Below are 19,329 nucleotides of genomic sequence, written 5' to 3' on the forward strand. Positions count from 1 at the left end.
GCTTGGCCTCAGATCGATCCGCCTTCGACCATGAAGTTTCCAGCGCTGCACATTGCGGCATCGTCGGAAGCCAGAAACAGCACCATCCGCGCGACGTATATTGGGTCAATCGGGTCCGGCAGGCACTGGCGGTCCAGCTGTTTTGCCAGCGTCTCAGGCGTGACCCACAGGTCTCTCTGACGCTCGGTCATGATCCAGCCCGGCACAACGGTATTCACGCGGATTCGGTGATTGCCCAGCTCTCGCGCCATGGTCCGGGTAAGGCCGTGGACGGCCGATTTGGCCGTGGCGTAGGCCGGGAACCCAGCGCCCGCCTCCCACCAGGAATTTGAACCGAGATTGACGATCGACCCTCCACCGTTTTCAATCATCCCCGGAGCTACGGATTGGATAGCAAAAAACATATGGCGGATATTTGTCGCCATGCGTTCGTCCCAGTAGTCCGGGCTGACCTTGCGCCAATCATGGCGGTCATCATGGGCAGCGTTGTTAACCAACACCTGAGCTTGCCCTAACTCTTCAGTTATCTGGGTGAAAGCATCCCGCAGCGCGTCGATGTCTCGCAAATCACACGGGGCAAAGACATGCTCACCCTCAAGATCGGTCAGCAGCGCGTGCCCGGCATCCGCATTGATGTCCATAAATCCGACCTTTGCACCCTGCGCGGCAAAGCCGCGTACGGTGTCTGCTCCGATACCACCGGCACCGCCGGTGACAATGACAGTCTTGCCGCGCAGGCTGGGGTAAATGGCAAAGTCTTTGGTCAACTATCACGCTCCATGATCCACTCGACCTCGGGGGCCGGAACAAAACGCCATTTCCGCAAGGGTCCGGCCATGACGTTCAGATAGTACATCTCAAACCCATAAGGTGCTCCGCAAGGGTGATGTCCACGTGGAACGGTCACAACATCGCCATCGGACACGGCCATGGTTTCATCCAACTGCCCATCATCTGTATAGACCCGCTGAATGCCAAAACCATTGGCCGGGTTCAGGCGGTGATAGTATGTCTCTTCCAGATAGGTGATGCGGGGAAAGTCATCTTCGTCATGACGGTGGCTTGGGTAGGAAGACCAATGCCCGTTGGGCGTAAAGACTTCGGTCACCAACAGACTATCAGCGTAGTCCTCATGCTCCATCGCAATGTTATTGATATACCTTGTATTCACGCCCTTCCCGCGTTCGGTCAGGGTAATTCCATCAGGTCCGATCCGGCGCGCTTCATGCCCTCTGTTCCCCGGCGCCGAGCACACGGCGATAACGCAATCGGTTTCAGCCACTGCATCCCAACTCGTCCCATTCGGTAGATACAGACAGTGCGGAGGCGTCTTTTCGAAAACGTTCATCCTGTCGCCCAGAACACCCCAATCCTGGCCAGCTCCGGTGACCTGTGCCTTACCTTCGATCATAACAAGAATGACTTCGTTGTGTCCGGTGTCCTCTGCCGCCAGATCTCCCGCTTTAAGGTGGAAAAGCCCAAACCCAACGTACTGCCATCCGGCGCTGGCAGGGGTGATGTCATGCACTTTACCACTCGTGCCAACGGGTTTTTTGAGCAGATCGGCCATTTGGGTCTCTCCTTGATGGGCGGGCGCAACGCTCACCCGTTACTTGCTTCAGGCAGCCTGCCGGTTTTGCAGGGCCGAAAGTGCTTCGGCCAGTTGCCCCTCTGTCCACCCTTCCGACACCGCACGGCGCAGAATGTCGGCCTGACTTTCCGGTGCGTTGCCGCCAATCGGCGGGTCTGTGTCCAGATTTGTTGGGAAAGGGTAGCCTTCAGCCGTAGCCGCGATGGCCGCGTCCACCTCAGCCGCGCTGAGATCACCACGCTGTTTCAACGCAACAAGTGAGGGGAAAATGGCCTCGGACATGGTCCGGCGATCCATCACCTCCATCGCGCGACCAAAAGCCGAGGAGATTTGCAGCAGGTTCGCCATTCTGTGGATGTCCGAACTGCTGTTTTCGCCCGCAGCGTGAAACAGCGCCGGGTTAAAAAAGACAGCATCGCCCTTTGCCAATGGCAACTGGATATAGCGGTCTTCGAAATGGGCCCGATGCCCATCATCATGAAACGCCAGATACCCGGGCGGATAAAGTTGAGAAAACGGCAACAGCTTGGTTGGCCCACTCTCCACCGGCATGTCACAATGGGCAACCGCCCCTTGAAGTGTCAGCGCAGCTGTCACCAGATGCGCATGTACGGGATACCGGGCGGCGCTGTCGGCGCTTTGGAACCCCAGATGGTAGTCCCGATGCGCCTGTTGTGCCTTTCCACCCGGGCGCACCTGATTGATCTGCGCTGTGAGCTGATAGTTCGGACCCAGCCAAGCCTCGCACGCTGCCGCGATTGTTGTGTTGCCGAAATAGAGCGCGAATCCTTCCGGGTCGCGCAGGCATTGCTTTTGCAAGGCATTCCAAATCCGGTCATTGGCCCCGGACGCGGCGAAATGATCGCCCTCGCCTGCCCCGCTTCTGCTCTCATCTTCGATGATCTGACGGAATACATCTGTGGCCCGATCAATCACGGACGTGTCCGAATATGCCCCCTTAAGAGCAATAACACCCGACGATTTATCCAGCACCCAGCCCCATTCCGCCAGCAGCGCACGGCGCGTTTCACCGTTCTTCAACGCAGGGCGCAACGCATGCATGTCGTATATCGGCACGTTCTTTTCAACCGACGCAGCATGTGGCACGGCGTGGGCTATTAGATTTTGTGAGGTCAACACCTTGAATTCATCCAGATCACAGGATTCCCGGTCAAAATATCCGACATATCCAAGGTCTTGATCTACCATGATTTTGTTCCTTCCTCGTGGCCAAGGTGATGCCCCCGAAAAGGGCAGGTCGTCAGGCTTTGATCTCCAATCCAGCATGTCCGCAGACATCGACAATGTGGTCGTAGCCCAGTTTTGAGTACTCATATGGTGGCGCTTTGGCTGGATCCTGTTCCGCCTCGACCACGATCCAGCCGTTGTAGTCCATCGCCTTCAGCGCATGGGCGACGGCCTGAAAATCGATGCAGCCATCGCCGGGCACCGTGAAGGCACCGGCAATCACGGCGTCCAGGAAACTGAGGTTATTCTCGCGCGTGTCCTGTACCACAGCCGGGCGGATATCCTTAAAATGCACGTGATGAACGCGATCGCCCCACCGGTTCAACGTCGCCATGACATCGCCACCACCAAACAACAGATGGCCAGCGTCAAAGCACAGGTTCACCTCGGGACCGGCCCCCTCCATCAGCCAGTTCACGTCATCTTCGCTTTCGATGATCGTGCCCATGTGATGGTGATAGGCCATCGGCATGCCCCGATCGGCCATCCATTTGGCCAGTTCGGTGATCTTTGCGGCGTAGGCCAGTACCTCGTCTTTGGACAGTTTCGGACGATCGTTGACCGGTGTCCCAGCCTGCGTCTGAATTGTGTTCGAGCATTCCGCGTAAACGATACATGGGCTATTCAGCGCCACGAACTGTTCTACCTGCTCACGCACGGCATCACGCTCGGTTGCGAAGTCATTAATCAGCGACGCGCCCGAGCACCAACCACCGCAGAGCGCGATATCACTACCGTCAAGATAGGCGCGCAGCCCTTCGGTATCGCCGGGCATCCGCTGGCCACGTTCCACGCCGGTATAGCCAATCTCGCGCGCCTCTTTCAGCGCCTGCTCCATCGTGTAGGCCGCAGTCAGATCGGGCAGGTCATCATTTTGCCAGGCGATCGGCGAGATCCCGATATTCACGCTCATTTCGTGTTTCTTTCCTTGATGGCGACTTCATACGCCGCTCGTTTTTCATTCACTTCGGGGCGGCTGCTGACCTCGGGCACCGCCACTTCCCACCATGTGCCGCCATATTCAGTCGACGGGTATGGGTCGGTGTCTATAACAACCACATACGGGCCTTTGACCTCAGAACGTTTGGCCAATGCCTCCTCCAACTCTGCAATCGAAGTGACTTTGACCGAGGTCGCGCCCATCGCTGCCGCGTGGGCGGTGAAGTCGATAGCTGACGGCGTGTCATGCACGGCATGGTCCAAAAGGTTGTTAAACTCCGCCCCGCCAGTGCCCATTTGCAAACGGTTGATGCAGCCGAAACCACGGTTGTCGGTGATGACCACGGTGAAGGACACACCCATCATCGCTGCCGACGCCATTTCCGAGTTCGCCATCATATACGTGCCGTCGCCGGTAAAGCAGATTACGTCACGCTCGGGCTGGGCCATCTTGATGCCCATGGCACCAGCAATCTCGTACCCCATGCAGCTGAACCCGTATTCCATGTGGTAAGACCCGGGGCGCGGTGCTTTCCAAAGCTTGTGCAACTCTCCGGGCATGGTGCCTGCGGCGCACATCACAACAGTGTCGTCATTTGATGCCCGCTGAACAGCGCCCACCACCTGCATATCGGTCGGCAACGCGTTGCCCTCGCCCGGCGCATCCGTCAGCGCATCAACCTTGCCAAACCAGTCCGATTTCAGCGTATCGGCCACCGGTTCTGCGCGATAGCCTTGCAGGCCTTGGCCCAGTTCGTTCAGACCAACCTGCGCATCGGATTGAAGGGGCATCGCGCCGTGCTTTTCAGCGTCATAAGCGGCCGTGTTCAGGCAGACCAATTCACGCTGCGGATTTGAGAACAGCCCCCAGGAACCTGTCGTGAAATCCTGCAACCGCGTGCCAACGCCCAATACCAGATCGGCTTCGGCGCAAACTGCATTGGACGGCTCGCCGCCTGTCACGCCGACCGGACCAAGGTTCAGCGGATGATCCCAGGCCAAGGCGGATTTGCCCGCCTGCGTCTCAGCCACGGGAATGTTGTGCGTCTCGGCAAAGCTTTGCAGTGCATCAGTCGCACCCGAGTAGTGCACCCCGCCCCCGGCGATGATGACCGGTCGCTTTGCTGTCTTGATAGCAGCAACCGCGCGGGCCAATTCCGCCTCATCCGGACGGATACGACGTTGATACCAGACGCGCGGCTCAAAGAAGCTTTCGGGATAGTCATAAGCTTCCGCCTGAACGTCCTGACAGAAGGCCAACGTTGTGGGCCCGCAATCGGCCGGGTCCGTCATCGTCCGGAAGGCACGCGGCAGCGCGGTCAGTAGATGCTCAGGGCGGGAAATGCGGTCGAAATACCGACTGACGGGTTTGAAACAGTCATTGGCGCTGACGGTCCCATCACCAAAGCTTTCGATCTGCTGCAAAACCGGGTCAGGTCCCCGCGTGGCGAACACATCACCGGGAATGATCAGAACCGGCAGCCGGTTCACATGCGCCAGCGCCGCCGCCGTCACCATGTTGGTTGCCCCTGGACCGATCGACGACGTGACCGCCATTGTACGTGTACGTCGCATCTGCTTGGCATATGCAATCGCGCAATGCGCCATGGTCTGCTCGTTGTGGCCACGATAGGTGGGCAGGCTGTCTTTCACGGCGTGCAATGCCTCGCCCAGCCCAGCCACGTTTCCATGGCCGAATATTGCCCAGACACCGGCGATGAACGGTTCTCCGGCCTCGTTCATCTGAGCGCCTAAGTAGCGCACCAGAGCTTGCGCTGCGGTCAATCGGATTGTCTTGCTCATGATAATCCCTTTCAACAGGAGCCCACGCCGGGCAATCCATCATGTCTCATTTTTTTGAAGGTTCTCATTCTCTTGACTGGCATGGCTTAGGGCTAAAAAGCCTATGCTGTCGTTTCGGATGTCCCACCCAACACGGCGGAACACCCTGATTTCTGCCTGCCTAGACGGTACCGCCAAGCGATCCTTCCAGCTGCGCCATCTCCTGACCCCCGGCCATCAAATCCTGCAACTCTTCCGGCGTGATTTCCCCGCGCTTGGCCGTGCCAAGGGTTTTACCCCTGTTCAGCACAGTAAAGCGGTCGCCGACGGCCAACGCATGCCGCACGTTGTGGCTGATGAAGACAACACCCACACCCTGGCTACGCACCTTGTCGATGGTCGCCAGAACATTCGAGGTCTGTCGTACACCAAGGGCCGAGGTCGGCTCATCCAGGATCAGAATCTTGGCGCCAAAATGCACAGCGCGGGCAATGGCGACCGTTTGGCGCTCGCCCCCTGACAGGGTTCCAACCGCCTGATCTGGTCCACGAAGGTTAATGCCCATCTTTCGCATTTCCTCCATGGTGATTTCATCAGCTTGCTTCTTATCAAAGAAATTGATCCCCGCGACTTTTCGGGTCGGCTCATTTCCCATGAAGAAATTGCGGCTGACGCTCATCAGCGGAATCATAGCAAGGTGCTGGTGCACGGTCGCAATCCCCGCCGAAATTGCATCGCGCGGATCTTCGAAATGCATCGGACGATTCTCAAAGAAGATCTCGCCCGCAGTTGGCTTATGCACACCGGACATCGTCTTGATGAAGGTCGACTTGCCCGCACCATTGTCACCCAGAAGGCAGTGGCACTCACCGGGCCTCAGATCAAAACTCACACCAGCTAGGGCAATTACCGAACCAAAGTGCTTTTCGATATTCACCATTCTGATGATCGGTTCTTTCTGATCTGCATCGCCGTGATGGAATTTGCTGTCTTCAGTCATCTCAGCGTTCTCCTGTGATGATGCGGCGGATGTATGTGTTCAGGATCACCGCGCCCAAAAGTATGACGCCCAGGAACACTCGGAACAGAGAGCTTTCGACCCCGGCAAAGAACAGCCCCTGCTGCACCACGCCAAAGATCAACGCCCCAAGTGCGGCCCCCAATACCGAGCCGTAGCCGCCGGTTAGCAATGCGCCGCCGATAACCACAGCGATGATTGCTTCGAACTCTTTCAACAGGCCGCGATCCGCCCCGGCAGAGCCGAATTCCATCACCTGACAGGTCGCGAAGACTGTTGCGCAGAAGGCAGTGAACATGAACATCAGTATCTTGACCTTGTTCACCGGAACACCAGAGTTTCGGGCCGCTTCGGCGTCGCCACCAGCCGCGAAAATCCAGTTCCCAAACTTGGTTTTGGTCAACAACACATGGCCAAAGATAATAAGCCCGATGGCCCATATGATCAGCATTGGTATCCCGTCAACAACGGGCTGCCCTTCGCGTGTTCCGCGTTCGAACGTAGCAATGATCCCTGCGTCACCCAGCCATGTAAAGAAACCCTGACCAATCTTGCCGCCAAACACGGACGCCAGCCAGTCGCCTTCGGCCGTATCCTTGATACCGCCAATGATGGTTTTGCGTTCGATTGTCTGCGGCAGGAAGATGGTGAAACCGCGCAGAATAAACAGGAATGCAAGCGTCACGATAAAACTCGGAAGACCGGTTCGAACGACAATAAAGCCATTGAGCGCGCCGATAGAGACACAGAGGACAAAGGTCACAATGATCGCCATCCAGACAGGCCAGCTCATCGTGACCGAGAATATCGCGATCATCATACCGGCGAAGCCGATCATTGATCCCACTGACAGGTCAAACTCACCAGCAATCATCAGCAAGCATGCCCCGACTGCGATAATCATGAATTGCGCCGAAACGATGGACCAGTTTAGAACGCCCTGACTGTTGAACATTCCGCTGTCAAAAGCAAAAAGCAGGAAAAACGTGAAGACAGCAACTGTGCCCACCATACCGCCCAGTTCCGGACGGATTAGGGCCTGACGCAGGGGTGAGATTTGTTTGATTCGTTCGTCATCGCCTGTCGTGGATTGCGCCGACTCAGCCATTACTTTCCTCCCTCGCGCGATCTTTTTGAGATTTGGAATTCAAGGTTGGTACGGGCGCTCCTGATGCGCCCGTACCTAAGTGAAGATCAGCGGTATTCGCCCGCAAATTCTTCAATTTTGGTCAGGCCATCAGCGGTTACAAAACCGGGGCCCGAGTTGATGTTGTTGCCCGGCAGAACGCCGTAACGGTGGTAGTTGGTCATTACAACAACCGGCAGGTACGCCTGCAAGAAGGGCTGCTGATCGATGCCCCATTGGATGGTGCCGTCCTTGATTGCTTTGACAATTTCACCACCCAGATCGAAGGTGCCGAAATAGATGTCACCGGCCATGCCATTTTCCTGCAAAGCAAGGATGGTCGGGTCGGCAGAAACAGGGCCAAGCGTCAGAACTGCGTCTGTGTCTGGGTTCGCCGACAGATAGGCCAGAACCCGGTTTTTGATTTCCGCAGGGTCCTGACCTGCGTCAATCATTTGCTCGCCCAGCTCAATTCCCAGACCATCGGCAAAGCCCTGGCACCGCTCTTGGCTGGACGGCTGTACAATGTAGTGGTTCACGCACAGGAACGACCCAATGCCATCGCCCTTGGCCTTTTGACCTGCGGCAAAGCCGGCATCATATTCGGGCTGGCCGACATACATCAGTGCACCAATTTCACGGGCTTTTTCAGGCGTACCGGTGTTCATGATGATGACATCGATCCCGGAATCAACTGCGGCCTTGATCGGACCTTCCAGAATGTCTGGGTCCGCCAGAGTTGTGATGATGCCGTTGGGCCCAGATGCCGCCGCCTGATCGATGATCCGCGCCATATCGGCAAGGTCCCCGGTAGGGGGATTGCGATATTCGACTTCGACACCCATCTGCTCACCCGCCAAGGCGATGCCGTTTTTTATTGTGTTCCACCAGCTGTCGCTGTCAGGTGCGTGGCTGACCAGAATGTACTTCTCGCCTTCCGCCGCAGCACCGGTCGCTGCGCCAAGCGCGACCGCGCTTGCCATTAATACCCCTTTTACGAACATTTTCATTTCCATTCCTCCCATTAGAACAGTTTGTCTTGTCGCCGGGGTCTTAACCCCAATAGTTCGGCACAGCCGAATCTCTGACGCTCCAGCCCAAGGCCGAGCTGTGTTCAGTTTGAAGAAATCCGATCATTTTGCAACCGGTTTCAAAATTTCATCCATTCGCACTGGCCCGCCAGACTGGACTGAGCGCGTTGCAGCCTCGGCCATCGCCAGCGCCGCGACGCCATCCTCCAGCGTCACGGGCACCTTTGCGCCGGACAGCGCCGCCTCGACAAAAGCGGCCCATTCTGCCTGATACGCAGGCATATAGCGTTCAAGGAAAAAGTAGGTCGGCTTGGCCGCTATGACGCCATCGGCTGTAGACTTGACCATTGTGTTTTCCAGCATGTTCTGCGCTTGTAGTAGCCCTTCGGACCCCAGCATCTCGACCCGCTGATCATAGCCATATGCAGCCCGGCGCGAATTCTTGATGACGGCAATCCGGCCATCTGCATAAGTCATTGTAACAACTGCGGTATCAACGTCGCCGGCATGACCGATTTCAGCATCAATGATCGAAGACCCAACAGCAGAGATAACCGTTGGCACATCTCCCATCAGGTAGTTGGCCATATCAAAATCATGGATCATCATGTCCCGGAACAAGCCCCCCGACACCTTGATATAGCTTACGGGTGGCGGTGCCGGATCAAAGGAGGTGATCGACAGCAATTCGGTTTTGCCGATCTCACCCGCGTTGGCGGCTGTTTTGATCGCCGAAAAGCTGGGATCAAATCGACGGTTGAATCCGATCATCACCGGTAGCCCGTGGATCGCAACATTTACCTGACATGCAATGGCCCGCTCCAAATCCAGATCAACAGGCTTTTCACACAAAACAGCCTTGCCCGAGCTGGTCGCTGCTTCAATCAGGTCAGAATGTGTATCTGTCGGCGTCGCAATCAGAATCGCATCAATGTCAGAATCCGCAATGATCTTGTCCGAGTTGCGCACTTTGGCACCATGCGCGTCCGCAAGATCAGCGGCTGCTTCGGGCACCGCGTCGGAGACCGCGCAAAGCCTGCTGCGCGGATGGGCCGAAATGGCCTGCGCATGAACGCGACCGATGCGCCCAGCGCCCAGCAGTCCAACCTTCAGCATGCAACTCTCCCGAATCCTTGTTGGGCCCAACAATGAGTTCCTTTGCAACCGGTTGCAAGAATTATTTCACGGGACACGCGTATTAGCGTTAGAAACACCTTCCAACCCGCCGCTTGGGGCCTCAGCTGCTCGCCAATCAGTTGCTCCTACATGGGTCCGCGATGCAGCGACGTTTCCTAGCAGAGCGCAAAGAAATGAAGGCTTAGGGCACCTAATTTCAACAACTACGGGAATCCCCCAATTTATTGAGTCGTTAACCTAGGCTAAGTTGAATTTACTGGAACACACTACCACTCAACGACCCCCTTGATGAGGGGCTGGCCTGACCCCCTCACCCAGCCCCTCAGACCTCCCCAAAAGTAAAATAAACCAAGCACGGTGCGCTCGCACTTGCGGTACTTATTGGGCAATAAAGTCTGAAATGGCGATCCCTGAAGGACTCGAACCCTCAACCTGCTGATTAGAAGTCAGCTGCTCTATCCAGTTGAGCTAAGGGACCGCTGGGTTCTTCTTGCTGCTTTTACGACCGAGGTTCAAGAGCCAAGCGCATGAAGGCGCTGTTCGGGTCATGGTCGTACCCATAGATCGGTTCGCAGTAGGAATAGCCGAGTGTCTCATAGAGCTTGCGTGCGGCATCATATTCCGTCAGATGCGCGGCACCTGTTTCCAGAACCAGCGCCAATACGCCCTCGGCCCGCGCCATGTCGGTGAGATGAGTCATCATCACGCGCGCTAGGCCGCGGCCGCGCGCGGTCGCCAGAATATGGACCGATTTTACTTCGGCAGTGCCATCCGGCAGCGTTTTGAGCGCGCCACACCCCAGGGGTTGCCCCTCATCATAGAGGGCAAAGAACCGAATACCCGGCTCTCGCAGAGCATCAACATCCAAGGTGTGATTCGAGGTTTGCGGCGTCGCATCCCAACTATGGGCAAGATGCGCCTCAATGATAGGTCGCAGATCCTCTGCGCCGGGGTCAGCCTCGCGGATATCGATCATTCAGTGCGTCCAGGGACCACGCCGATCGGTCGCAAAATTCTCGCCATACCCACGCGCACGCAAGTTGGGCTTGCGTTTATGCGGCTCGCTGACCTGAGCGTCGATCCCATTATCTTTGGCGTAATCCAGCGCTTCTTCCTTGGTGTCGAATTTCAAACGCACTTGGGTTTGGGTATCGTTGGACGACGTCCACCCCATCAACGGATCAACCTCGCGCGCCGAAGACGGAGCATATTCCAGAATCCATTTCCGGGTCTTTGCCATGCCCGAAGTCATCGCATTCCGTGAAGGCTGGTAAATCCTTGCGCGCATGTCGCCTCTCCGTACTCACTTGGCTGAGCCTGTTTATGCGTCAGAGTGCGGGCCGGGACAAGATTGCAATTGTCACTGTTAACAATCTGTCGTCCCGCCATGGTAGGCTGGCCCTGTTTATTTATTCCAATTGGAGGAACCTCATGTCTGGCACATCATTTACAGCCAAAGTGGACCGTGTGGTCGACGGCGACACCGTTCGCGTCTTTCTGGATGACGACAGCGACAATAGCGAAAGCCTGCGCGTTCTGGCTTTGGACACCGAAGAGGTGTTTGCTGGCAGCAAGCCCGTCACCCCATTGGGTCAGGCTGCATCTGACCGCGCCAAGGAACTGATCACGCCAGGCGATACCGTGAAACTGATCCTGCCCGGAACCGAACCACGTGAAGTGGCCTTGCAGAAATACCGTGGGAATTTCGGCCGTGTGCTGTGCTATCTGGAGTTGGAGGACGGCACCGACTTTCAACAGGTGATGATTCAGGAAGGCTTGTCGCCTTACTTCCAGAAATATGGGTATGCAGAATTCGCCCATCTACACGATCGCTACCGAGATGCCGAGCGCCGGGCCCAGACCGCAAAGCTCGGGGTCTGGGACCAGATTGCCAATAACGGCTCGGTCATGCGAAACTATGCGCCCCTGACCACATGGTGGGACCTGCGCGCCCGGATCATCGAAGGCTACCGCGATATCAAACGCCGCAATCCGCAGATCAACATGTTCAATACCCGGCTGGATTATGACCGGCTGGTCGAAATTGCCAAAGCCGGGCAGGAAACCACCGTGTTCATCGAGTTGCGCGATTTTACCCCAACCTCGGGGGACCACATACTGTTCAACACAGGCAGTCTGACCCAGCCCTATCAACTGTTCATTCCAAACGGGAACATGGGCGGCGGCGAGGATGTGATGAACCTGATCCTCACACGCTATCGTGCAGATGGAGAAGACCTCCCGCGTCGATCTTATGCCTATGTCACAGGCGCAACCAAGATGTTCCCGGACAACGATACGGGACGACCCGAGATCATCGTGACCGATCCCGCGCAGATTACGGATTGGCCGGATGTGACCTTGGAACGCGTTGGATTGTCCGGCTGAACGATAAAATGCTCTGCAACAAATCCATCCGACAACCCCGGATGGCCCTGACTCAGCTGCCAACGTATTGTGACGCTGCTAATGACAATTTCTGTCGTTAGCGGCGTCTAGACATTCTGTAGCTTTCAAATCGGGACAACCACTATGATTCGCAAAGAATGCAAACTGGATATCGATGCGACACCCGATGCAGTATGGGCTGTCTTAGGCCGCTACATGCATATCGACGAATTCGCCCCGGCGGTCACATCGGTGGATGCGTTGACAGATGGCACAGACGGGATCGGATCGCGCCGGCGCTGTCACTTCGAAAACGGGACGTCGGTCGTCGAGGAAGTCACCAGTTGGCAGGTCAGCCGCGGCTATGGCGTGCGGCTGAGCGAAATGGACGCCATGCCCCTGCACGAGGCTAGCGCTACGCTGGTCCTAGAACCATTGCCGGGCAACGGTACTCGGGTGATTTGGGGCATGGACTACCGGGTCAAATACGGGCCTTTGGGATGGCTGCCGGGGCAGACCCTGATGAAGATGATGATGGGCAAAGTTCTGGATGCCAATCTAAACGGGCTTGCCGAAAAACTAAGTCGTGACGTGGCTTCGACATCCTAAGCCGTCATCACATCTGGTTCAGCCCTTGCAGTTGGACAAAATAAGAACAAATGTAGGGGCCTAATCCGGAGCCTGCCCATGCCTTACGCCCATTCTGACAAGACCCAATTGAACGCCGACGACGTGCGCGCGCGCCTGAAACTGGAAGGCGGCAAGCAATTCGTGATGCATACAGAATTTGCTCCCGCAGGTGACCAGCCAACCGCGATCAAGGAATTGACTAGCGGCGTGATGGACGGCGAACGCGAACAGGTCCTACTGGGCGCGACCGGTACCGGCAAAACCTTCACCATGGCCAAGGTGATTGAGGAAACCCAGCGCCCCGCGATCATCCTCGCGCCCAACAAGACACTGGCGGCGCAGCTGTATGGCGAATTCAAAGGCTTCTTCCCCGAAAATTCCGTGGAATACTTCGTCTCCTACTACGACTACTACCAGCCCGAGGCCTATGTCGCGCGGTCAGACACCTATATCGAAAAAGAATCCCAGATCAACGAACAGATCGACCGGATGCGCCACTCGGCCACGCGGGCGCTGCTAGAGCGGGATGATGTGATCATCGTCGCCTCGGTGTCGTGCATATACGGTATCGGTTCGGTCGAAACCTACGGGGCGATGACACAGGATTTGAAAGTCGGCGGCGATTACGACCAGCGCCAGATCATGGCTGATCTGGTCGCCCAACAATATCGCCGCAACGATCAGGCCTTCCAGCGCGGCTCGTTCCGCGTGCGCGGCGACAGCCTCGAAATCTGGCCCGCCCACCTAGAAGACCGCGCCTGGAAGTTCTCGTTCTTCGGCGAAGAACTTGAAACCATTACCGAGTTTGACCCCCTGACCGGCGAACGTGCCGCGAATATGGAGCAGGTGCGGGTCTACGCCAACTCGCACTATGTGACGCCAAAACCAACAATGAATCAGGCGATCATCGGGATCAAAAAGGAGTTACGCATCCGTCTGGACCAACTGGTCGGCGAGGGCAAACTGCTGGAAGCGCAGCGTCTGGAACAGCGTACCAATTTCGATCTGGAAATGCTGGAGGCTACAGGCGTCTGCAACGGGATCGAGAACTATTCGCGCTATCTGACGGGTCGCGCACCGGGCGAGCCGCCCCCGACCCTGTTCGAGTTCATCCCCGACAACGCGATTGTTTTTGCCGACGAATCCCACGTTAGCGTCCCGCAGATCGGTGGCATGTACCGGGGCGACTACCGGCGTAAGTTCACACTGGCCGAACACGGGTTCCGCCTGCCGTCCTGCATGGACAACCGTCCCCTCAAATTTGAGGAATGGGACGCCATGCGCCCGCAATCCGTGTTCGTCTCAGCCACCCCCGCCAAGTGGGAGATTGAACAGACCGGTGGCATCTTCACCGAACAGGTGATCCGCCCCACCGGTCTCTTGGATCCCGAGGTCGAAATCCGCCCCGTCAGCATGCAGGTGGACGACCTGCTGGACGAGGTGCGCAAGGTCGCCGCCGATGGATACCGCACGCTGGTCACCACGCTGACCAAACGCATGGCCGAGGATCTGACCGAATACCTGCACGAACAGGGCATCAAAGTCCGCTACATGCACTCGGACATCGACACGCTGGAACGCATCGAGATTCTGCGTGACCTACGACTGGGCGCGTTTGACGTGCTGATCGGCATCAACCTGCTGCGCGAGGGGCTCGACATCCCGGAATGCGGGCTGGTCGCCATTCTGGACGCCGACAAAGAAGGCTTCCTGCGGTCCGAGACCTCTCTGGTTCAAACCATCGGCCGCGCCGCACGGAACGCCGACGGGCGGGTGATCATGTATGCCGACAAGATCACCGGCTCCATGGAGCGCGCGCTGGGGGAAACCAACCGTCGCCGCGCCAAACAGCTTGCCTATAACGAGGAACACGGAATCACGCCCGCGACGGTGAAAAAGAATGTCGAGGACGTTCTGGCCGGACTCTATCAGGGCGACGTCGACATGAACCGCGTTACCGCCACCATCGACAAACCGATGCACGGCGCCAATCTCGAGGCTCATCTGGACGGTCTGCGCGACAAGATGCGAAAAGCCGCCGAGAACCTTGAGTTCGAAGAGGCCGCCAACATCCGGGATGAGATCAAACGTCTGGAAGCGGTCGACCTGGCCATCGCCGACGACCCCATGGCCCGTCAATGGGCGGTTGAAAAGGCCTCTGAAGACGCGGTGAAGTCACGCGGGCGCTCAACGGCTGGACGGCCGGGTCAGCGCGGGGGGAATGTGAAGCGGCGGAAGCGATGAGCCACTTTCCCAAAAAGTCCATTAAGCCATGCGATGTTTGTGATTGAAACTATCCAATATTGGTTCCAACTATTTTTTGGTTTGTATTGGAAACACCGAATTGCGCACATCTGGAGAGACGCCTGTTTTCATGCACTAGATTTGCCTACTCTAACTCAATAGTGTATCCTCCTTAATATTCATCATTCCCAAGACTTTTGAATGTCCATTTTGGAGATAAGTGCATGTTCAATAAATACATTGTATTTCGGCTCCTAGTGGTCGCTACGGTAACAACAGGATGCAGCGATTCTCTGCAACAACCAAAGCCCGCTAAAATAAACGATCAAGACTATCTATTTGCGACAGACGTTGCTTTTGCTGCAAAGTGTGAGTTCGATAACGCTTTGAAATTCATACGGACCGATAAAAGGTATCAAGCAATTGCCAAACGGTTCTCTTTTCCTCAAGCAGCTGCAGACTTAACCTTGAAAGTTGTTGCCGAAGACGGGGCAACGGCGTCGCCCAACATTTCTATTCCGATAAACTCAGTGGTTGTAACTTTGGGAGGGAACCTCAAGCAAACACGTAAAACAACCAAAACCCTAAGCTTGAAAATGCATTTTGCTGAGAATGATGAACCTGACTGTGAAGATGCTTATGAGAAATCAGAAAGCAAACAAGGCTCCCCAAAACCTATTGAGGGCGGCTTGGGCTTAGACGAATGGATCATACAGCTTGTTGACGTTTCATTCAATCTGGATGAAGCACCAACTTTTGCAAGCTATAACATTGATTTTGAAATAGACGGCTCTGCTGATTTAGATTCTAAAGTATTTAAGCAATCTCAACCCAAAACTCGATTTCGTTCTTTTTCTTTTTCACCTTCGCGTTCCAAGAATATCAAACATACGTTTGCCATTACGGCCACTATTTGCGATGAGCACAATCGAAGCGTGAACGCAGAAGTATGCAAATCAACGGAAGGGGCCGCTAAGCAAGCACAACTTGAATTGAACAACTTCCTAATTAGAATGTCGGATGATTGATATGGGCGGTATTTTTTCAGAAGGTAGTCGGTCAGGCATTGACGTCCAACACAACGGCATTATCGCGCGGCTAGCCTCACATGAACGGATCCTCCTGATGGAATTACTTGAATTGATTGGTCCAGCAAGCTTAGGGTGGGTGCTTGAGCCCATCTTTTCTGAATGCGGTACAGCGATGGGTGAAATCACGTCCTGTGCGTCGCCCCACACTCCACCCTTGCAGCCCAGCGCTCCCTCCTCCACGTTTGAAGTCACAAATTGTGATTCCAAACGGTTGCCATGACAAACACCCTGCCCAGCACGCATGAGGTCCAAAGCGCCATTCACCGGCTGGGCGGCACCCGCGTGGTGCTGGCCGAGGACCTAGCGCAACTCTCAGGAAAATCCGTCAACAACTTCAATCAGGCCGTCTCACGCAATAAGACCCTCCGCTAGCGTCATCGCCATTGGCCGATTACTGAACTCCCAATCTTCACCCTAGCGCAACTCGCTTTTTGGGACCCCAGTCAACTTTGATCCCAATCAATGCTGAAACCGCAACGCGCCAGCATACTGCGGCCTATGACCGTGCCAAACCCGACCGGAGTAGACGCCTATAAACCCACCCAGATCGCCGAGCTGGTTGAAACCGCGGGCGTGTCCAAAGCGCATCTGTCGATCGGCCAGACGCTAACGCTGGCCATCCTTGCTGGCGTGTTCATCGGCTTTGGCGGGGCCGCCTACACCATGGTCATGACCGGCGTGGATGCAGGCTTTGGACCCGCCCGGTTTCTGGGCGGGGTCGTGTTCTCTCTGGGTCTGATCCTGGTGGTTGTTGGTGGCGCTGAGCTGTTCACCGGAAACGCCCTAATGACGATTGCCGCAGTAGACCGGAAAATCTCGCCGCGCGATCTGTTGCGAAACTGGGGGCTGGTTTACCTTGGGAATTTGATCGGAGCTATCGCACTGGTCCTCGCTTTCGCGGCGACGGGTCTGTTGGATGGGCCGATGGGCGCAACGGCTTCGACGATCGCAAATGGCAAGATCGACCTTTCTCCGACGCAGGCCTTTTTGCGTGGCATTTTGTGCAACGCGCTGGTCTGTCTGGCTGTCTGGCTGAGCTTTGCCGCCAGATCGGTTGTGGGGAAGGTCATGGCGATCCTCTGGCCCATATCCGGCTTCGTTCTGCTGGGTCTCGAGCATTCGGTCGCCAACATGTACCTGCTGCCACAAGGGATGGCCGCAGGAGCTGGCTTTGGGTGGGGCGCGGTTGTTGGCAACCTGTTCTGGGTTTCTGCCGGTAATATTGTCGGCGGGGCGGGCGGTGTCGCTCTCGCGTATCGCTTTGCGTATCTTCGAAATACATCTCTATGAGGCCGCTCTCCCGTTCTAAACCCCCAACTCCGCCCGCGCCTTCTTGGTCAACTTGGCCACAACCAATTCATAAGACGTCACGATATGCTCACGCAGCGAGGCGTCGCTCATGCCACGTTCCTCATAGACCTGTAGCCATTTCATTCCCCGGGACGCCAGATAGGGGGCCGGGCGGATGCCGGGCTCATCGCTCAATACCTCAAAGGCCAGATCAGTGGCCTTGAAGGTGAACGCGTCTTTCCCGTCATTCCAGCCACACAGCGCAAACACCTTGCCGCCCACCTTCCACACATCCGCATTGCCCCATTGCACGACATGGCTGGTGGCTTTGAGGCTGGAACAGAAGGTATTGAATTCATCGCGGGTCATGGGGCCAATCTGAGCGTACTTAGTGGTGCAAGACAAGCGCTTGCGTTCTATCGAAGACCGAACTCAACGATCAGAGTTCCCGAAGCCACGGCGCTGCTGATCCGTGGTCCGAACCCTGTTGAACTTGCCAATTCCCAGCCCTCAGCTAATTTCAGCAGATGCGCATACTTCTTATCAGCCTTCTCGTCGGTACACCCGCCCATGCTTGGGAGGCCACCGTAGGTGAGATTTGCACGCTGGCCCATGACACCGATGACGCAGGTATTTTCCTGACCTACGATCCGGCACAGCCGTTGTATACGCTGACGGTCACTCGGAAAACCGACACGTGGACAGTGGCCCCTTGGTTTGCGATGCGGTTCAGTGGGCGCAATCCGATCGAAATCGCAACACCGCGCCATGTCCTTTCACCGGACACCTATTCCCTTGGCGTTAGTGACGCAGGGTTTGGGAACGTCCTTGATGGGTTGGAATACAATGACATTGCCTACGCCTTCACGCAGGACCGTATCACCGAGTTTCCGCTAAACGGCGCTGCGCCCGAAGTTCGCAAGTTTCGCGACTGCGCAGGCGGGCAGCTGTCGTGACCTCACCCGAGGTGGTTAGAAATCGAATAGCTCATCCAAAAAACCGCCGCGCTTTTTCTTCTTGCGATATCCATGATCTGAGCGGTCGTCATAGCCCTGCTGAGGTGGTGGTGGAGGGGTATGAGCCGCGGACCGGTCAATGATTTTGTCCAACTCACCCCGGTCCAGCCAAACGCCACGGCATTGCGGGCAATAGTCGATCTCGACCCCGCTGCGTTCGGCAATCACCAAATTGGCGCCATCAATCGGACATTTCATCAAACGTTCTCCCATAGCTGTGCAAGTCAGATGGGAAGGATCGGGCTGATTTTCATCCCGGTTGCGGCCAAGTGCCCCGGTCCGGCAAGGCAAGCGGATCAGGGTCGCACGAATTTGGCGTTACCAACCGTGCGGTTCGTAGGCGCCGAACTGGTCGGCGGTGTCGCCTGCTGGGTGAAGGCCGGAGCGAACTTTTCACAGGACACACCATCCCCATCCGCATCGTAGCGCTTGTGATAGCCCGGCTGACCCTTACGAAACGGGCCAAATCCGATGGCGTCCGCAGCATCACATCCGGCCAAAGCGATCAGGTGCAGCACAGCGTCGTTACGGTCATAGTCAGAGATCCGCAGAAACATACCGGCCGCAAACACTGCGGTGGTCAGCGGCAGAAAAAGCACCATGATCAGGATGCGCACGGGGGAAAGGGCCTTTCGACGCATGGCGTCGGCCCGACGGTGCCGTTTGGACGAGCGCGGGTTGAGATCGCTCTCGTTTCGTGCAGGTTTTCCGAACAACATGCTGTCAGGATACTCCGGATATGTGGCAACAGTTGGACTGGCCCCAAGTAGATCAGGCATCTATCAATGGCAATTAGTG

At 56.4% G+C, this 19,329-nt stretch carries 21 protein-coding genes and 1 tRNA gene; 7 read left to right on the forward strand and 15 right to left on the reverse strand.

Annotated features, from left to right (window positions below; genetic code table 11):
• Positions 1-8 precede the first annotated feature (8 nt).
• The 12 genes from Q1B21_RS09030 to Q1B21_RS09085 all read right to left on the reverse strand — a co-directional run bounded on the left by Q1B21_RS09030 (position 9) and on the right by Q1B21_RS09085 (position 11,160).
• Complete coding sequence (locus Q1B21_RS09030) at positions 9-767, reverse strand: SDR family NAD(P)-dependent oxidoreductase (protein ID WP_299888585.1); 759 nt, start codon at positions 765-767, stop codon at positions 9-11.
• Positions 764-1,570: a 5-deoxy-glucuronate isomerase gene (iolB, locus tag Q1B21_RS09035; protein WP_299888588.1), complete on the reverse strand. Its 807-nt coding sequence runs from the start codon at positions 1,568-1,570 to the stop codon at positions 764-766. Before iolB ends, Q1B21_RS09030 begins: the two co-directional genes overlap by 4 nt.
• 48 nt (positions 1,571-1,618) lie before the next feature.
• Positions 1,619-2,800, reverse strand: a complete 1,182-nt coding sequence (locus Q1B21_RS09040; RefSeq protein WP_299888591.1) for a phytanoyl-CoA dioxygenase family protein — start codon at positions 2,798-2,800, stop codon at positions 1,619-1,621.
• Positions 2,801-2,852: 52 nt separating this feature from the next.
• Complete coding sequence (gene iolE / locus Q1B21_RS09045) at positions 2,853-3,752, reverse strand: myo-inosose-2 dehydratase (RefSeq protein WP_299888594.1); 900 nt, start codon at positions 3,750-3,752, stop codon at positions 2,853-2,855.
• Positions 3,749-5,581, reverse strand: coding sequence for a 3D-(3,5/4)-trihydroxycyclohexane-1,2-dione acylhydrolase (decyclizing) (gene iolD, locus Q1B21_RS09050; RefSeq protein ID WP_299888597.1), 1,833 nt, complete (start codon positions 5,579-5,581; stop codon positions 3,749-3,751). Before iolD ends, iolE begins: the two co-directional genes overlap by 4 nt.
• Before the next feature lie 160 nt (positions 5,582-5,741).
• Positions 5,742-6,560, reverse strand: a complete 819-nt coding sequence (locus tag Q1B21_RS09055; protein WP_298935217.1) for an ATP-binding cassette domain-containing protein — start codon at positions 6,558-6,560, stop codon at positions 5,742-5,744.
• 1 nt (position 6,561) lies between these two features.
• Positions 6,562-7,686, reverse strand: a complete 1,125-nt coding sequence (locus Q1B21_RS09060) for an ABC transporter permease (protein WP_298935218.1) — start codon at positions 7,684-7,686, stop codon at positions 6,562-6,564.
• A gap of 86 nt (positions 7,687-7,772) precedes the next feature.
• Positions 7,773-8,708, reverse strand: a complete 936-nt coding sequence (locus Q1B21_RS09065; RefSeq protein WP_298935415.1) for a sugar ABC transporter substrate-binding protein — start codon at positions 8,706-8,708, stop codon at positions 7,773-7,775.
• Positions 8,709-8,837: 129 nt separating this feature from the next.
• Positions 8,838-9,851, reverse strand: coding sequence for an inositol 2-dehydrogenase (gene iolG / locus Q1B21_RS09070; protein WP_299888601.1), 1,014 nt, complete (start codon positions 9,849-9,851; stop codon positions 8,838-8,840).
• 422 nt (positions 9,852-10,273) lie between these two features.
• Positions 10,274-10,350: transfer RNA gene (locus Q1B21_RS09075), tRNA-Arg, on the reverse strand.
• Positions 10,351-10,371: 21 nt separating this feature from the next.
• Positions 10,372-10,848, reverse strand: a complete 477-nt coding sequence (locus Q1B21_RS09080) for a GNAT family N-acetyltransferase (RefSeq protein ID WP_299080933.1) — start codon at positions 10,846-10,848, stop codon at positions 10,372-10,374.
• A complete protein-coding gene (locus tag Q1B21_RS09085) occupies positions 10,849-11,160 on the reverse strand; it encodes an ETC complex I subunit (RefSeq protein WP_299888604.1) in 312 nt (103 codons plus the stop codon).
• A 143-nt stretch (positions 11,161-11,303) separates the two neighbouring features.
• On the opposite strand from Q1B21_RS09085, the gene Q1B21_RS09090 reads away from it, so the two are divergent.
• From Q1B21_RS09090 to Q1B21_RS09115, 6 genes are all read left to right on the forward strand, one after another.
• A complete protein-coding gene (locus tag Q1B21_RS09090; protein ID WP_299888606.1) occupies positions 11,304-12,260 on the forward strand; it encodes a thermonuclease family protein in 957 nt (318 codons plus the stop codon).
• Between the two features lie 144 nt (positions 12,261-12,404).
• The gene (locus tag Q1B21_RS09095) at positions 12,405-12,869 is read left to right on the forward strand and encodes an SRPBCC family protein (protein ID WP_299888608.1); all 465 of its coding nucleotides are present in this window, start codon (positions 12,405-12,407) and stop codon (positions 12,867-12,869) included.
• A 78-nt stretch (positions 12,870-12,947) separates the two neighbouring features.
• Complete coding sequence (uvrB, locus tag Q1B21_RS09100) at positions 12,948-15,134, forward strand: excinuclease ABC subunit UvrB (protein ID WP_299888610.1); 2,187 nt, start codon at positions 12,948-12,950, stop codon at positions 15,132-15,134.
• Positions 15,135-15,358: 224 nt separating this feature from the next.
• Positions 15,359-16,162 carry a hypothetical protein gene (locus Q1B21_RS09105; RefSeq protein ID WP_299888612.1) on the forward strand — a complete coding sequence of 268 codons (804 nt, stop codon included), beginning with the start codon at positions 15,359-15,361 and terminating at the stop codon, positions 16,160-16,162.
• A 279-nt stretch (positions 16,163-16,441) separates the two neighbouring features.
• The gene (locus tag Q1B21_RS09110; RefSeq protein ID WP_299888615.1) at positions 16,442-16,597 is read left to right on the forward strand and encodes a hypothetical protein; all 156 of its coding nucleotides are present in this window, start codon (positions 16,442-16,444) and stop codon (positions 16,595-16,597) included.
• 90 nt (positions 16,598-16,687) lie between these two features.
• The gene (locus Q1B21_RS09115) at positions 16,688-17,515 is read left to right on the forward strand and encodes a formate/nitrite transporter family protein (protein ID WP_299888618.1); all 828 of its coding nucleotides are present in this window, start codon (positions 16,688-16,690) and stop codon (positions 17,513-17,515) included.
• A gap of 15 nt (positions 17,516-17,530) precedes the next feature.
• Here the strand turns inward: Q1B21_RS09115 and Q1B21_RS09120 are convergent, their stop codons facing one another.
• Positions 17,531-17,884, reverse strand: a complete 354-nt coding sequence (locus tag Q1B21_RS09120) for an MmcQ/YjbR family DNA-binding protein (RefSeq protein WP_299888621.1) — start codon at positions 17,882-17,884, stop codon at positions 17,531-17,533.
• A gap of 158 nt (positions 17,885-18,042) precedes the next feature.
• Between Q1B21_RS09120 and Q1B21_RS09125 the strand changes: the two genes are divergently transcribed.
• Complete coding sequence (locus Q1B21_RS09125) at positions 18,043-18,471, forward strand: excinuclease ABC subunit B (protein WP_299888623.1); 429 nt, start codon at positions 18,043-18,045, stop codon at positions 18,469-18,471.
• A gap of 15 nt (positions 18,472-18,486) precedes the next feature.
• Here the strand turns inward: Q1B21_RS09125 and Q1B21_RS09130 are convergent, their stop codons facing one another.
• Both Q1B21_RS09130 and Q1B21_RS09135 read right to left on the reverse strand, forming a co-directional pair.
• Entirely contained in the window at positions 18,487-18,729 is a 243-nt protein-coding gene (locus tag Q1B21_RS09130) for a zf-TFIIB domain-containing protein (protein ID WP_299888626.1), read from the reverse strand.
• Between the two features lie 98 nt (positions 18,730-18,827).
• A complete protein-coding gene (locus tag Q1B21_RS09135; protein ID WP_299888629.1) occupies positions 18,828-19,310 on the reverse strand; it encodes an excalibur calcium-binding domain-containing protein in 483 nt (160 codons plus the stop codon).
• Positions 19,311-19,329: the final 19 nt, after the last annotated feature.

The sequence above is a fragment of the uncultured Ruegeria sp. genome, from assembly GCF_947504215.1.
Taxonomy (GTDB): domain Bacteria; phylum Pseudomonadota; class Alphaproteobacteria; order Rhodobacterales; family Rhodobacteraceae; genus Ruegeria.